The organism is Limnovirga soli (assembly GCF_013106755.1).
Lineage (GTDB): Bacteria > Bacteroidota > Bacteroidia > Chitinophagales > Chitinophagaceae > Limnovirga > Limnovirga soli.
Window position 1 is genome coordinate 1 of the sequence record NZ_WHPF01000007.1, and the last position, 16,221, is coordinate 16,221.

The 16,221-nt window shown below is 39.2% G+C and carries 13 protein-coding genes; 10 read left to right on the top strand and 3 right to left on the bottom strand.

Features of this window, described 5'->3' with window-relative positions:
- Positions 1 to 169 precede the first annotated feature (169 nt).
- The 4 genes from GD597_RS10625 to GD597_RS10640 all read left to right on the top strand — a co-directional run bounded on the left by GD597_RS10625 (position 170) and on the right by GD597_RS10640 (position 3,645).
- Entirely contained in the window at positions 170 to 595 is a 426-nt protein-coding gene (locus GD597_RS10625; RefSeq protein WP_171607840.1) for a hypothetical protein, read from the top strand.
- Between the two features lie 24 nt (positions 596 to 619).
- On the top strand, positions 620 to 1,162 hold the full coding sequence (locus GD597_RS10630) for a DUF1415 domain-containing protein (protein WP_171607841.1): 543 nt from the start codon (positions 620 to 622) through the stop codon (positions 1,160 to 1,162).
- A 114-nt stretch (positions 1,163 to 1,276) separates the two neighbouring features.
- Positions 1,277 to 1,858, top strand: a complete 582-nt coding sequence (locus tag GD597_RS10635) for a WG repeat-containing protein (protein ID WP_171607842.1) — start codon at positions 1,277 to 1,279, stop codon at positions 1,856 to 1,858.
- Positions 1,859 to 2,544: 686 nt separating this feature from the next.
- Positions 2,545 to 3,645, top strand: coding sequence for a fatty acid desaturase family protein (locus tag GD597_RS10640; RefSeq protein WP_171607843.1), 1,101 nt, complete (start codon positions 2,545 to 2,547; stop codon positions 3,643 to 3,645).
- Positions 3,646 to 3,776: 131 nt separating this feature from the next.
- Here GD597_RS10640 and GD597_RS10645 read toward each other — a convergent pair whose 3' ends face one another.
- Together GD597_RS10645 and GD597_RS10650 are read right to left on the bottom strand one after the other, a co-directional pair.
- A complete protein-coding gene (locus GD597_RS10645; protein ID WP_235954262.1) occupies positions 3,777 to 5,948 on the bottom strand; it encodes a DUF5916 domain-containing protein in 2,172 nt (723 codons plus the stop codon).
- 346 nt (positions 5,949 to 6,294) lie between these two features.
- Positions 6,295 to 6,936: an MBL fold metallo-hydrolase gene (locus GD597_RS10650; RefSeq protein ID WP_171607844.1), complete on the bottom strand. Its 642-nt coding sequence runs from the start codon at positions 6,934 to 6,936 to the stop codon at positions 6,295 to 6,297.
- Between the two features lie 61 nt (positions 6,937 to 6,997).
- Here GD597_RS10650 and GD597_RS10655 point away from each other — a divergent pair, with 61 nt between their 5' ends.
- The 4 genes from GD597_RS10655 to GD597_RS10670 all read left to right on the top strand — a co-directional run bounded on the left by GD597_RS10655 (position 6,998) and on the right by GD597_RS10670 (position 12,251).
- Positions 6,998 to 10,411 carry a TolB-like translocation protein gene (locus GD597_RS10655; protein ID WP_171607845.1) on the top strand — a complete coding sequence of 1,138 codons (3,414 nt, stop codon included), beginning with the start codon at positions 6,998 to 7,000 and terminating at the stop codon, positions 10,409 to 10,411.
- A gap of 355 nt (positions 10,412 to 10,766) precedes the next feature.
- Positions 10,767 to 11,627 carry a carboxylating nicotinate-nucleotide diphosphorylase gene (nadC, locus tag GD597_RS10660; RefSeq protein ID WP_171607846.1) on the top strand — a complete coding sequence of 287 codons (861 nt, stop codon included), beginning with the start codon at positions 10,767 to 10,769 and terminating at the stop codon, positions 11,625 to 11,627.
- A gap of 42 nt (positions 11,628 to 11,669) precedes the next feature.
- A complete protein-coding gene (locus GD597_RS10665) occupies positions 11,670 to 12,014 on the top strand; it encodes a translation initiation factor (protein WP_171607847.1) in 345 nt (114 codons plus the stop codon).
- Between the two features lie 9 nt (positions 12,015 to 12,023).
- The gene (locus tag GD597_RS10670) at positions 12,024 to 12,251 is read left to right on the top strand and encodes a hypothetical protein (protein ID WP_171607848.1); all 228 of its coding nucleotides are present in this window, start codon (positions 12,024 to 12,026) and stop codon (positions 12,249 to 12,251) included.
- Here GD597_RS10670 and GD597_RS10675 read toward each other — a convergent pair.
- On the bottom strand, positions 12,248 to 12,694 hold the full coding sequence (locus tag GD597_RS10675) for a (4Fe-4S)-binding protein (RefSeq protein WP_171607849.1): 447 nt from the start codon (positions 12,692 to 12,694) through the stop codon (positions 12,248 to 12,250). The two genes, GD597_RS10670 and GD597_RS10675, sit on opposite strands and share 4 nt — an antisense overlap.
- A gap of 218 nt (positions 12,695 to 12,912) precedes the next feature.
- Here GD597_RS10675 and GD597_RS10680 point away from each other — a divergent pair, with 218 nt between their 5' ends.
- Positions 12,913 to 14,508, top strand: a complete 1,596-nt coding sequence (locus tag GD597_RS10680) for a L,D-transpeptidase family protein (protein WP_171607850.1) — start codon at positions 12,913 to 12,915, stop codon at positions 14,506 to 14,508.
- Between the two features lie 196 nt (positions 14,509 to 14,704).
- Complete coding sequence (fumC, locus tag GD597_RS10685) at positions 14,705 to 16,108, top strand: class II fumarate hydratase (RefSeq protein WP_171607851.1); 1,404 nt, start codon at positions 14,705 to 14,707, stop codon at positions 16,106 to 16,108.
- Positions 16,109 to 16,221 lie beyond the last annotated feature (113 nt).

Genomic DNA, 16,221 nt, shown 5'->3' on the forward strand with positions numbered 1-16,221 from the left:
AATTCGCTTCGTAATTCATCAAATTTGCTTGGTAATACTTAAAACTTGCCCCGCGTAGCGCTGCCGTACAAGAGTGCGACGCAAGTAAAGCCTCCCAAAGGCAATGCTGCCGGGCTACTAATACAGCGTATTGGTTAATTTGGGCTAATTTTACTTTTTACCCCAACTTATGCAACGCAAAAAACTTGATGTAGACATTATCAACGATATTTTAAAAGCTACCATGGAAGCCTATCCTGCATCGGTTTTTGTGGAAAGCCTGTTTCATCAATACCACGAGAGGGGCGGACTTAGTAAAAAACAACTGGAAGGCCTGTACCAGAAAGCACTTAAAGTGCCCGGACTTGGCGTAGCCAAACTGGCCACCCTGGAAGCAGAAATTCTAAAAAAGCCTACCAGATATAAATCTACCCTGCCGCCGACCAAACCCTTGTACGAAAAAGATACCAGGCCCGGCGAATTGATTGAAGCCATACTGGCCAAATATCCGCAACACAAAAGGGTATTGTTCTTTAAATCGAAATACGATAACAATGATGCCTTTTCGCCAATGGATATGGCTGAACTGGAAAAATTTGCCAAACTATTATTATAAAACACCTCCACTGTCAATAGTTGTATGAACGAGATTATTATTAACCAAACAAAAAAATGGATTGAGCAAGTAGTAATTGGTTGTAATTTTTGTCCGTTTGCCGCCAAAGAATTTACCCACGATACCATTGCTTACCGTGTAGAAAGCAGCCGGGATATAAAGATTTGTCTGCAGGCATTTTTGCAGGAATGTGAAAAGTTAAGGGATGATGCTGCCATTGCTACCAGCTTTTTAATTTTTGAAACTGCTTTTACCAAATTCAGGGATTACCTGGATTTTGTGGCCCTGGTAGAAAAACACCTGCGTAAACATGGGTTCGAAGGGGTATTTCAGGTAGCCAGCTTTCACCCAGATTATTGTTTTGCCAATGCACCGGCAGATGATGCCGCCAATTATACCAACCGCTCCATTTACCCCATGCTTCACCTGCTAAGGGAAGCGGGTATGGAACAAGCTTTAACCAATTTCCCTAATCCCGGTACCATACCAGAGCGCAATATTGCTTTTGCCCGGGCAAAAGGAACCGCTTATATGCAGCAATTACGTGAAGCCTGTATGCAATTATAGTTTTGCAGGTTGTCGCAGGGCGGGTTTCCTATCTAAAATCATATTAAAAACCAACGTGCATCATGGTTTTGGGCTATAAGACAGAATACCTTGTATGTCTAAAACAATTGTGCCATGAAACGGTTACTGCTACTGGTACTATTACTACCGGTACAACAATTAATCGCCCAAAAATGGGCCAAAAACTACGACTTTGTAGACCAATGTATTTGTGGTTTATCTAAAGTGAGCAAAAACAATTTAATAGGTTATGTTAGTATAGACGGTACGGAAGTAATAAAGCCACAATACTCCGAAGGCTTTACTTTTAGTGAAGGCTATACTGCTGTTAGAAAAACAGATAAATGGCTGTATATAGACAGTACCGGTAAAGCAGTTACCGACGAAATTTTTGAAGATGCCAACAGCTTTAGCGAAGGGCTGGCAGCCGTATCCAGAAATGGGTTATATGGATATATTAATACCAACGGCAAACTAATCATTGCCTACGAATTTTCAACAGCCCGCAATTTTATGGAAGGCATAGCACCCGTATCTAATAAAAAGGGTTTTTGGGGATATGTAAATAAATCCGGCAACTGGGTAATACAACCACAATACGATTTTGCCGATTGCTTTACCAATGGGGAAGCCCGTGTAATAAAAGGCGATAAAGTATATTATATAGATAAAACCAATAAGCAATTACACGAATAAGTGGCTTTATGGTTGTTTTATGCAGGCATTATGGTGATTATAACATTTAATTGTGCCAAAAGCAGTTATATATTATAAATAAAGGTGGTGGTTAGTTTTATATGTGTTTACTTTAAATATGTAGGGGGAATGTTGTTTTGTACATGCAGCGCAATATTCACTTTTACCAAATTGATTTTAAAAGTAAACATCAATAATGCAAAACAAAAAAGACCTTACCGTATCTAAATTCTTATTTCTGATGGTAATACTATTTGCCGTAATGGCTTTAATTGTTGTTATAGCCGTGGCTGTATAAACTATTGGTAGTACGCAATATTAGGTAATAAATACGCAATGTAAAACGGGTATGGTTTTGCGTTAGGCAAACTATATCCCATAACGAATAATTTATATACGGCAAGAAATATGGAGATATAGCCCTATTTATGGTGCTTAAGCTAAAAGCTTTATTTGGTGCATCATAAATTTCCCTATCTTTCGAACCTTAGTTTTTAAACCAAGGAATACAATTGTTTAACTGGTTGCTGCTGTTCTAGCTGTTGTTGCATACAATATGCATCTGGAATTGACATGAGCATGTGCACTGCCTCTATTGGCGGTACACAATTTATAACACTGTAAACGATGGGTAAGCTAATAGTGAATTTAAAAATGTCAGTTGTACTAATAAACAGAATAATTATATGCAGCCAGTAAAGTTTAAGCCCGCCAAATGTTCCAGCCTGCCCGAAGACCTTAAAAAGGCGGTAGCCAATTATTTTTCTGAAAACAAAGTATCGAGCTATGGTGATAGTGAAATGATTTTTAAAGTTGCTTTTTGGCTGGTGGCCTGGGTAATTACCTATTTTACCATTATACTGGCTAAAGATAATTTTCTACTGGCAGTTACCTGCGGACTGATACATATGTTTACCCATGTAATGATTGCCTTTAACATTACACACGATGCCAACCATGATGCCATTTTTAAATCGAAAAAGCTAAATACTTTTTTTGGGTATTTTATAGAATTGCTGGGTTGTAGCCGCAATATGTGGATACTATCGCATAACCAGGAACACCACACTTATATTAACATAAGCGAGCACGATAATAATATTGAAGGCTACGGTATATTGCGGTTAACTCCAGAAGATAAATGGATGAAACACCATAAATACCAATGGTTATATGCACCGTTTGTGTATGGCTTATCTACCTTAAATTATGCTACCCTTCGCGATTTTAAGATGATTGCCAAATATGCCGCATCGGGTAAAATAAAAATGAATGCCGCTTTTGTGGCTGAATTTGTATTTTTTAAAGTGTTGTATTATGGCTATGTATTTATCATCCCCATATTTGTTTTTGATGTTAGTATATGGATTGTACTTACCTATTTTTTAATAGGCCACTTTGTAAACGGGTTGTTTTTGGCATTGGTGTTTGTAACCGGCCACCTTACCGAAGATACTTTATACCCCGAAGTAAAGGATGACAGAACCATTGATAACAACTGGAGCAGCCATGTAATTTCCACCACAGGCGATTATGCGGTTACCCTGCCTTTTATGCAATGGCTGGTAGGTGGTATTAACCTGCATGTGGCGCATCATTTGTTCCCAAAAGTTTGCCATACACATTATAAAGATATTTCTCCTGTTATTAAAGAAGTGGCCACAAAACATGGTATGGTGTACCGCGAAATTCCCGGTTTTTGGGGCGCCATGCGTTCACATTTTGTATTGCTAAAACAGTTGGGCGTAAACCCTGCTATTGCAGTAAGCAAAGCGTCTGTTGCATAAATAGCAAGTTCCCATCTGCTATTCCATTGATGGTATTTTTATTGCATGTATCCTGTTGCAGCTTAGGCAACCCTACAAGTGTGCGACGCAAGGATGCTTAATAGCGGCGCTGTTGCCGGGTACAAAATGGGCTACATGTTCCACCAATACGTAAACTTTAAAACCAGTGCCCTGTTACGTACAGATAATGGGGCAGGATAATAATTATCAGTATATACCAGGAATAAATCGCTGGCAGGTTTATACCGCCATTGTAAGCGGGTATTGAGGTTTATATTTTTTTGCTGATCGTTATACTGTACAAACGTGGTAAAGAATAATTTATTGGTCATGGTAATATCGAACCTGGGTCCAATTAACCAGAAATTGGTATTACCCCATGGTTTTGGCAAATCGATATTATTATAACTGGTGCTTAAAGTAATACTTACAAATGGCTGAAAACGATAACCCAGGTCTGCGGTTATATTCAGTCGTTTACCATCAGCATAATAACCACCATACCTTGTTGTAAAACCATAGGTAAATAATTTTTGCGGTTTGCTTACATATTCCGTTCCCCATGCATTCCAACGGTGTTGGGTGCCGGTAGCCAAAGTATCTTTACCGCTATTGGTAGGGTCAAATGGCTTAAGCAACTCTACATAATCGTGTGCTACCCATGCCATAAAAGTGTTTTGCTTGCGGTAATTAAATTTATAGGCCAGAAAAGATTCATTATCGGTTTGGTGAAAATTCTCGTTAAAATAATAGGCCGAATTAACCAATGGGCCATGACTTAACACTTTACCTTTTTTAGGGAAAAACAAATAGCTTACCTGTGGATTAAGCTTTATGTAGTTATTGCGGGGTACATAACCTACTTCTGCATTATAGTTTTTGCCCACATACTCATGTTGCCAGGCCACTATCCATTTTTTGGTAGTGTATTGCAGGTTGGCGGCGTGTACAAAATCGTTATTAGATTTGCCGGGGGTAAAAGATTTTAGCATCATGGCTTTACCCGTCCATTTATTATTGGCCGAAGCAAGGTTATACTCTAAGCCAAGATTGCGGTTATACAAAGAGTAAGTAGGTTTGGTAGTATCTTTTCCGGGCTGATAGTTGATGGATTGTTTATTTACCAGCATCAGCTTTATATTAGACCGTGCAAATAGGCGTCGCTGTAAAGCCAGCACTGCAAAATTTTGCGCAGGCAATCCAGTTGCATCTACTGTTTTGGTTTGCATATCCATAATACCAATACGCCAGTTTTTATCAATACTACCGCTAAGTCGGGCGCCATAATTAATGGGTACTCCAAGACCTATACGCCTGGAGAAAAACGGACGGATAGATGTATAGCCAAAATTGGCAAACATATCTGCATTCTCTAAAAAAAACTGGCGGCGTTCTGGGAAAAACAGTTCAAACCTATCCAGATTGGTAACCTGTTTATCTACTTCAACCTGAGAAAAATCGGGGTTGATTGTAAGGTCTAAATTCAGCGATGAGGTTAATGCAATTTTGGCATCGGCCCCAATATCCTTTCTATATTCGGGTTTGGTATGTGTATCAAAGTTTTTATTAAGGCCACCCAAAACATAGGGGATAAAAGATACATTGGTGCCCGCATCGGGTGGTGCTGCATCCCAAATAAGATTGCCCGTATATGCCAGCGAAGCGGTAGGAAACTGTCGGGGTACCGGCGCCCATGCCGATTTTTCAGCTTCTTTAATATCCAGCCGGCTAAAGTTAATACCCCAGGTAGTAATCCCCTTTTTGTAGCGAATAGATTTAAAAGGAATAGCTGCTTCAAACACCCATTTGTCATCATAGTTTTTAACTACTGATGTCCATTTATTATCCCAGCTAAGATCGGCACTGCCGCCATTGTATAAAGCTCCATCCCACTGTGCGCCGGCAGCATTGGCACCAAACGTAAAACCATTGGTTCGGTCGTCAAAAGGGTCAATAAAAAAAATAAAATTATCATTCTTGCCAAAAGCAAAATCGCGGCGTAAAGATTCTACCATATAAGGCCCCGGCTTAACCAGGTTACAAACTGTAATAATGTAAAGATTTTGTGCATCATAGGTCATTCGCACTTCGGTGGGTACTTTGGCATGGCTGGTATCCATGGGTAATACCATAAAAAAATTGCCTGCCACCTCGGCTTGCTGCCAATCGGTTTCATCCATCACGCCATCAATGGTAATGGTTGCAATGGCTTTTTTAATGTGTAATTCAAAAGCACTGTTTTTCTTTTGCGCCATGCCGGTTATGGCAATGCAACAAGCCGCCAGTAGCAAAATCCTCTTCAAAGCAAATTAGTTTTTGGTAAAAATAGATACACAAGATAAGTATACTTCAATTGTACAACTGTATATTTTGCACGCAATCGTTTGATTGGCAGGCCTATTCAATCAGCCATTGGATAACACTTTTTTGTACCAGGGCTTTTTTGCCAAATGCAGCTTTACTTGCGTCGCACTCTTGTACGCCATAACAAATGGCAGCAAAATCTATAAAGAAAAATGAAAAACCAGATCATTGCAAATGCCAGATGATATAAAAATCTAATCTGGCAAAACGAAACTTTTTTCACCAAACCACTTGCCGGTAGTTTTTCAATCTAACATCAACACAACATGTTTTGCATTGGGCAATTTACATCTGCAAATAAGGGTTATACTTTTTCTCGTGCCCAATAGTGGTCTGTGGGCCATGGCCGGGATGAACTACAGTAGCATCTGGTAAAACAAATAATTGTTCGCGAATACTATTCAGCAACTGTTGGTGGTTGCCACCGGGTAAATCGGTACGGCCAATGCTTTCCAAAAACAATACATCGCCACCAATTATAAATTGCTGGGCTTTACAATAAAAGCAAACATGGCCCGGCGAATGGCCCGGTGCCAGTATTACCTGTAATTCGTCTTCGTCCAGGTAAATGGTATCACCGGCATTAATAAAATGCAGCGGTCCTGTATAATTCTCAAAACTAAGCCCCCACATTAAACCGCTGTTGGGGGCAAATTGCAACACCTGTTCTTCTTTAGGCTGTATGTATAATTCAAGATTAAATGTTTTTGAAACCCATTTGTTCCCAAATACATGGTCTAAATGGCAATGCGTATTTAATAATTGAACAGGTGTTAGCTGATGATCTTTTATAAATTGGTGCAGGGTTTCCTGTTCAGCTGTAAAATAACAACCCGGATCTATAATAAGCGCATGGCCTTTTTCGTTCCACAACAAATACGTGTTCTCCTGAATTGGGCTGAAGGTGAATTTTTGAATATGTATCATAACACTATTTTTACAGTCTGTTACCGTATTTATACTAATTTTAATAACTTAAAGAAAGGATATGCAATTTAATAGCAGAAGCTTGGTTTTTATAATTTTTATATCGGTTGCTTTGATTCCCTTTATGGCTGGTGCACAGGTAAATACTGTAGAGTTTGGTAAAAACAGAATACAGTACAAGAAATTTACCTGGAAATTTTATCAAAGCCCTAATTTCTACACCTATTTTAATCAGGGTGGTTTGGAAATAGCCAAATTTGCTTCGCAGGTAGCGGAAGAAGAATTACCACAAATCGAAAACGCAGTGGAATATACTTTACAGCGCCGGGCCAATATGGTTATCTATAACAATTACGAAGATTATAAATCAAGTAATATTGGTTTGGGTATTGATTGGCAAAATCCCGGTGGCGTTACCAAACTGGTAAACAATAAAATGATCCTCTACTTTGATGGTAATAAAAATAACCTTCGTTTACAAATAAGAGAAGGCATTGCCAAAATGCTTACCGATAATATTTTATTTGGAGATGATATTGGTGAGTTTGCCAGCAACCAGGCACTATTGGATTTACCCCAATGGTTAACTGATGGATATGTAAAATATATTGCCGAAAACTGGAGCACAAAAAAGGATGATGCGCTAAAAAATGAAATTCTTAGTGGCGATTATAAGAGCTTTTATCAGTTTGCCTTTACTAAACCCGAATTGGCAGGCAATGCTTTCTGGCACTATATCGCCGAAACCTATAAGCCCGAAAATGTAACCTATTTTCTATACCTGGCACGCTTATACAAAAACCTGAATACCGCTTCTCAGCGTATTTGCAAAAAGAAATTTAAAGATGTTTTGGCCGATTTTATGGTCTATCAGGAAGATCGGTATGTACAGGATATTAAACAACGCCGTAATGCACCAAAGGGAAAACTAAGTGTAATTGAAGAAACCAATAAAGCCGATTACTACCGGTTTGCTGCAAACCCTAATGCAAAAAATAATTCCTATGCAGTAGTGCAATTTAAAAAGGGTGTGTATAGTATAAAATATGTAGATAATTTATACGAAGAAAAAACCCTGCTTACTTATGGAGTACGTACCCGTATAGGCGATATAAACCCCAATTATCCCATTTTAGCATGGGATGGCAAAGGCAGCCGCCTATTGGTTATCTACTCAAAAGAAGGGCAATTGCGCATGTTTGTGTACGATGTTATTGCCAATATAAAGCGATTTCAACAACCCATTGAAGGCTTTGAGCAAATTACCGAAGCCGGTTTTATGTTAGATGCCAACACCCTCTTAATGAGTGCAGTTAAAAAGGGACAAACAGATATTTTTACCTATCGCATAGATAACCAGAAAGTAAAACAAATTACCAATGATGTGTACGATGAACTAGACCCATCCTTTGTTTCTTTCCCTAACAGAACAGGCGTTTTATTCGCATCAAACAGGCCGGGCCCCGATGCGCCAAGTAACGATACTGTTTTACCCAGCAATTATCATTTTAATATCTTCCTGGTAGATCTGTTAAATAATACCGATTTTAAACAAATAACCCAGCTTACCAAAGTAAAATATGGTAATGCCCGCTATCCTACACAATACAATACCAACCACTTTACTTTTGTAAACGACGAGAATGGTATTGGCAACCGTTGGGCAGGTTTTTTTGCTACACAAAGAGATGGTCTGGATACCCTTTATTATATTGGTGATGAAGTACTAAGAAACCCATCCGATAAAGAAATAGATTCAACATTAACTGCATGGCAAAAGCCAGAGCCGGATAGTGTAAGCTATTTCTCTATGTATAAAGATTCTACTTATACCTTCCCATTAACCAATTATCAAAGCGGACTATTGGAAAGCCGTATCGCCGGCAATAACGGTCAGGTGAGCGAAGTACGCCGTGAAGGAGATTTGAAGTTTTTATATAAACTAAAAGTAGATTCTGTTGCATTAAGGCTTAGAAACGTAAATGCCCGGCCTACCGAGTATGTAAAAGAACTATTAAAACGCGACAGGATTGCAGCCAACAAAACAGTAGAGGTTAAAGCCGAAACAGAAAAGGAGGAAGTGCAACCTGCATTTGAATCAGAATTTGACGGCGATAAACCAGATTCTGCTTCGGCAAAAAATACCCAACCAGTGGTACCTGTCGTAGTAAATGATATTATTCAAAGACGCCAGAATATATTATCAAAATCCTCCTTGTTTGATTACCGTAAAAAGTTTAGTGCAGATTATGTGTTGGCGGGTGTAACCAACAATATTCTTATTAATCGTTATCAGCCATATCAGGGGGGCAATGGTCCAATACAGCTTAATAATGGTAACGATCTTAATTTCAGCTTTAGGGTGGGCGTAACCGATGTAATGGAAGATGTTAAGTTTATTGGAGGTGTTAGGTTTGGTACCACACTTTCTGATAAAGATGTAATGTTATCTTTTCAAAACTACCGTAAAAGGCTGGATTGGGGTTTAACCTATTACCGCAGTAATGTTACTAATTACAGTGGCTTTTATGCGCCTGGCAGCATTTTAAATTATTTTGATAACGTGGTAGTAACCAATTTATACCAGGCCAATGTTTCTTACCCGCTCGATGAAATTAGAAGCATCCGTGCCAGCTTTGCATTAAGAACAGATAAAGGTGTTTTAAGGCCTGTAGATTTTACAGGTTACCCTGAACCTGGCGTATTGGGAGTTAAAGATTCTATTGCTTCTTCCATGCTATCAAGGCTTGAATATGTATACGATAACAGTATTAACCCAACCCAAAATATATGGAATGGGTTACGCTATAAAGTGTATTTCGAATACAGTGTGCCCCTTTCCAAAGGCTCTTCTTTAAGTGGTAAAACAACTTATAACCTTGGTGCCGACATCAGGAACTACGTAAAAATATACCGCAACTTTATTTGGGCCACAAGGGCAGCTGCCGATTTCTCTTTTGGCGAAGCTAAAATGATCTATTATCTGGGCGGTGTTGATGGTTGGGTAGGTCCTAAATTTAATAGTGCCAACCAGCCAAAACCCGATAATCAATATGCATTTCAATCCCTGGCGGTTAATATGCGTGGGTTTGTACAAAACGTAGCCAATGGTAATAATACGGTAGTATTAAACAGCGAATTAAGGTTGCCTATTTTTACTACTTTCTTTAATAAACCCATCAACAATGCATTTTTACGTAACCTGCAGTTGGTGCAGTTTATAGATTTAGGTACCGCCTGGAATGGCAGTGTAAAAAATATTGAGCGCCCCACCTATATTTATGCAGGTGCGCCAAATACGCCGGTAAGTGTACGCCAAAAAGCCGGTGGCATAGGCCCGCTGGCGGGTGGTTATGGCTTTGGTTTACGTAGTACCCTATTAGGGTATTTTATGAAACTGGATACAGCATGGCCAATGAATGGTTTATTCCGCGGTAAACCCACCTTGTACTTTGCTTTAGGCTTCGATTTTTAAAACATTTTCTTTTTATACAAAGCCGGTGCAATCATTGTTGTACCGGCTTTTTTTATGCATGGCATCGCCGCTTGTGTCACTCACTTCAGGGTTCCTCTTTCATGGCGGCAAAGCAGGTAAGTTGGTATAACCCATGTTTTGCAATGGTATAAACCGGCTGTTAAAAGCTGATAGTAATACCTTGGTACAAGTGTGCGACGCAAGTGGCGATGCCATAAAAATATATTGCCTGGTTCAAAAAATATTAGCTGTACATTTTGGTAAACAATATTTAGGCTGCATGAACCATTCAAGCATCATATTATTTTTGCCGGCTCAAATGCAACAATAGCATACTATGCTTAGTTTTGTTTCTATGAAAACCTTCGATGAACAACTACAGTTGCTGGTAACGGCAGCACTTGCCGAAGACCTTGGCGATGGAGACCACTCTACGTTAAGTTGTATACCGCCAGGGAAAAGAGGGAAAGCAGTTTTAAAAATAAAACAGGATGGCATTTTAGCAGGGATGGCTATAGCTGAAAAAATTTTCAGGCAGGTTGAACCGGGTATTCAATTTACGCGGCATAAAAAAGACGGAGATGCTATGCTTGCAGGCCAAACCGCTTTTATAGTAGAAGCCGATATACACACCATTTTAACCTGTGAAAGGCTGGTATTAAATTGTATGCAACGCATGAGTGGTATTGCCACACTTACCCACCAATATACGGTTCAACTAAAAGGTTACCATACCCAATTACTGGATACCCGTAAAACCACACCTAATTTCAGGTTATTGGAAAAAGAAGCTGTACGTATTGGCGGTGGCACTAATCATCGCTTTGGTTTATACGATATGATTATGTTAAAAGACAATCATATTGATTATTGTGGCGGACTGGAAAAAGCCATTAATAAAGCCTTTGAATATGTACAACACACTAAACCGGGTTTAAAAATAGAAGTAGAAACCCGCAGTATTGCTGATGTACAAACAGTTTGCCGTATGGGCGTAGGAAAAGTTTTTCGCATAATGCTGGATAATTTTGCACCTGAACAGGTTGCTGCAGCATTAACTATTATTGATAAACAATTTGAAACAGAAGCCAGCGGGGGCATTAATAGCGAAAACATTATTCAATACGCAGCTACCGGAGTTGATTATGTAAGTGTTGGTGGTTTAATTCACCAGGCAAAAAGTGTTGATCTTAGTTTAAAAGCCAGCTTTGAATAATATAGCAGCAGCAGGTTGTACACCTGAATAAATACTTAAAATATGAGTAAAAAAATAAAACCCGATACACATGGGTTTGTATTTAGTACAAATCCCGATTTTAAATTTGAACCAGAAGATAATACCCCACTGGAAACACTTGATGCGGCACAACAAAAATTAAGAATACGATTAGAAACCAAACATCGTGGTGGCAAAACTGTTTCTTTAATTACCGGTTTTGTGGGCAAGGAAGAAGACTTAGAAGTTTTGGGTAAAACTTTAAAAAATTATTGTGGCACCGGTGGCAGTGCCAAAGATGCCGAAATAATTATTCAGGGCGACCAACGGGATAAAATTTTGCAATGGCTTTTAAAAAATGGGTATAAACAAACCAAAAAAATATAACTATTGCCCATGCAGCTATTAAACGCCATTAATGCGGTATATACTTTTTATTCGGTATTATTTGCTGCAACTTTAATAGTGCTGTTTATAGGTTTGCGTATGGCTTACCGTGCTGTTCAAACTGCTAATAATGAAATGATGCAAAAAGCAAAATTTATATTGCTTTTTGCAGTGGTAGCCATGGTTTGTGTACTGGTAGTAAGTTTTTTAATTACCGGCAAAATGCCTGTAATTTAACCTGCGAAACCATTTTTTCTATGGCTGCCATCACAATAAGGTTTATTGGCCGATGCACCGCAGCGGCATAAAGCAGTTTTACCTTTTTTAATTTCTTCGCGGCCATCTGCAAATTTTACTATGCAGCCGGTATCAATAATTAAAGGGCCATTAGGCATTACTTCTACACTGGTTATAGATGCCTGTTCAGCCACAATTAAGTCATCATCATCAATATTTACTGCGGGTACATCCATTTCGTAGCTAAGTGCACCGCTGGGACATTTACTCACCTGGTTAATGATACGCTCTGTATCGGCACCTAGCATATTTATCCAGGGCCTTTCACTGGGGTTAAATACTTCCCTGAGGTTTTTCCAGCATATGGTGGAGTGTATACAGGTATCCGGTTTCCAGATGACAGTAACAATACCGTTGGTATATTTATGAGTTTTAAGTGGCATATACTTTTAAAGTTAAATACAAGTTTACAATATCTATGGCAAATAATTAATTAATAGGCAAGTTATTTGTTATGAATAAACCAGTTGATTTTGACGCCATAAAAAAGGAACCCTGAAGTGAGTGACACAAGCGGCGATGCCATGAAAACCATTGCCGGGAACATGATTTTTTTAGGCAAATTTGTACCTGTATATTTATTAAACCAATTAACACCAAGATGAGAATCCTTTTTAAACGTTTTTTGTTTTGTAGTGCGATAGTTTTGGCTGCCTGCCAAAATGAGCCTAAACCTGTAGAAAGAGATACTACGGTTACCGTGGTTACTTCCTTTAATAATCTTTTTTTAGATAGCATGCAATTGGGTGCTTTTCTGGATAGTAATAGTTTGTTTGCACCACACAAACAGCAGTTTCTGGATTTTTATAAAGAACGTAATTATGAATATGCCTGGTTTGATAGCAGTGGCCTGGGTGAACAGGCGGGTAGTTTTATTAACCTGCTAAATAGCACTATTAGCACATTACAGGATAGCAGTTTATATAATGCCGGTTTAATAGATGTATATAATTCATTTAACGGTAATAGTAAATTAAAACACCGCAGCAATGAAGTATTAAAAACAGAACTTACATTAACCGGGCAATTCTTTGTTTATGCTGCCAAAGTATATACCGGAACGGATAGCAGTATTACAGATCTTGGCTGGTTTATCCCCCGTAAAAAAGTAAACCTTACAGCCTTGCTGGATTCAGTAATTCTTGCCAAAAATAAGGCGGCAGATGAATTTGCCCCATTGAACAAAGGGTATAAAGCCCTTAAAGATGCTTTACCTTTTTATGTACAATTATCTAAAAATATCAGTTGGGATTCTATTGCCTTTCCGCAAAAGCCTATTCATTTGGGTGAATCAGCCGAAATAATTGGCAAAGTGAAAGAGCGGTTATTTGCGTTGGGCGATCTTGCTATTAACGATTCTACTAATATTCTTGACAGTAACCTGTTTGCCGCAGTAAAAAGGTTTCAAAGCCGCATGGGGCTTGGTGTTGATGGAGCTATTGGTGCAAAAATGATTGAAGAGCTGAATGTTACACCCACACAACGTATACAGCAAATACTGGTTAACCTGGAACGTATGCGCTGGATGCCGGCAGATAGTGCGCATAACTATATTTTTGTAAATATTCCCGAATACAAATTATATGTATACGATGCAGACACCCTGAATTTTAGCATGAATGTTATAGTTGGTACTACGGCTAACAGCACGGTTATTTTCTCGGGCAACCTAAAATATATTGTGTTTAGTCCTTACTGGAAAGTGCCTGTTAAAATTATAAAAACTGAAATATTGCCTGGTATTAGGAAAGACCCTGCCTACCTTGCCAAACATAATATGGAGCGTACCGGAGGATCGGATAGTATGCCAGTAATTAGACAAAAGCCTGGTGCTAGCAATTCTTTGGGTAAGGTAAAATTTTTGTTTCCCAATAATTTTGATATTTACCTGCACGATACCCCTAACCGCAACCTGTTTAGCGCATCGAGCCGTAGTTTTAGCCATGGTTGTATACGCCTGGGCGAACCTAAAAAACTGGCTGCCTATTTATTGCGCAATGATACTACCTGGACGAATTACCGCATTGATACCGCCATGAATAATACCAAAGAAACCTGGGTAACATTGCCAAAATCTGTTCCCGTGGCTATTGCTTATTTTACGGCATGGGTAGACAGAAAAGGGGTGCTTAATTTTAGAAAAGATATTTACAACCACGATGAAAAACTGGCTGCCAAGCTTTTTGCCAAACAATAACAACATTGGTAGTAAATTTATTTAGCTGCATACTGTTACCGTAGTACAAGAGTGCGACGCAAGGAACGCCTCATTCTTAATTATCTGCCGGGCCCCAAAAAGTAATATAATAAAATCGGTTTTAGTGCAGAAATGCTAATTCGTCATATACAATTCCTTATTCCATCCTTACCTTTGCGGCCTAAATAAAAGCCTTATGGACTATCGTATAGAAAAAGACACAATGGGCGAGGTGAAAGTGCCTGCCCACGTTTACTGGGGTGCGCAAACCGAGCGTAGTGTAGAAAATTTTAAAATTGCACAGGATATTAATAAAATGCCTAAACCCATAATACAGGCATTTGCTTACCTTAAAAAAGCAGCTGCTATTACCAATACAGCATTGGGTGTTTTGCCTGCTGAAAAATGCGATGCCATTGCACAGGTATGCGACGAAATTTTGGAAGGAAAACTAGACGATCAGTTTCCGCTGGTGGTTTGGCAAACAGGTAGCGGCACCCAAAGTAATATGAATGTAAACGAAGTGGTTGCCTACCGTGCCCATGTAATAAAAGGCGGCGCCTTAACTGATAAGGACAAATTCCTGCACCCTAATGATGATGTTAACAAATCTCAGTCAAGTAACGATACTTTCCCAACTGCCATGCATATTGCAGCATATAAGATGCTGATAGAAGTTACCATTCCGGGCATTACCAAACTGCGGGATACTTTAAGCGAAAAAAGTAAAGCCTTTATGCATGTGGTAAAAATTGGCCGTACCCATTTTATGGATGCTACCCCGCTAACCCTTGGTCAGGAATTTGGTGGTTATGCTGCACAGTTAACCCATGGGTTAAAAGCCATCAATAATTCACTGGCTCATTTAAGCGAACTGGCATTGGGTGGTACCGCAGTAGGTACCGGTATTAATACACCAAAAGGATATTCTGAACTGGTAGCCCAAAATATTGCTGCCTTAACCGGTTTGCCATTTATTACGGCTGAAAATAAATTTGAAGCCTTAGCTGCCCACGATGCCATAGTAGAAGCACATGGTGCGTTAAAAACAGTGGCAGTAAGTCTTTTAAAAATTGCCAACGATATTCGCATGCTTAGCAGCGGCCCCAGAAGTGGTATTGGCGAAATTTTTATTCCCGATAACGAACCAGGTTCTTCTATTATGCCAGGTAAAGTAAACCCTACCCAATGCGAGGCGCTAACCATGATTGCGGCCCAGGTAATGGGTAACGATGTAACCATTGGTATTGGCGGCAGTAATGGTCATTTTGAACTAAACGTGTACAAACCGGTAATGATCTACAATTTTCTGCATAGTGCCCGTTTAATTGGAGAAGGTTGTGTAAGCTTCAACGATAAATGCGCCATTGGTATTGAGCCAATTGAAGCCAATATTAAAAAACATGTTGATAATTCCTTAATGCTGGTAACCTCTTTAAATACCAAAATTGGTTATTACAAAGCGGCCGAAATTGCCCAAAAAGCGCATAAAGAAGGTACTACTTTAAAAGAAATGGCCGTTAAACTGGGCTATGTAACGCCCGAAGAATTTGATGCCTGGGTAGTACCAGCCAATATGGTGGGTGAAATTAAAGACTAAGCAAATACAGAAAATGGGCCCGGCTAAAGAATAAGTAGGATGCTTTACTTGCGTCGCACACTTCAGGGTTCTTCAATAGGCCGGGCAATAAACTATACACCCTCATTTCAAAG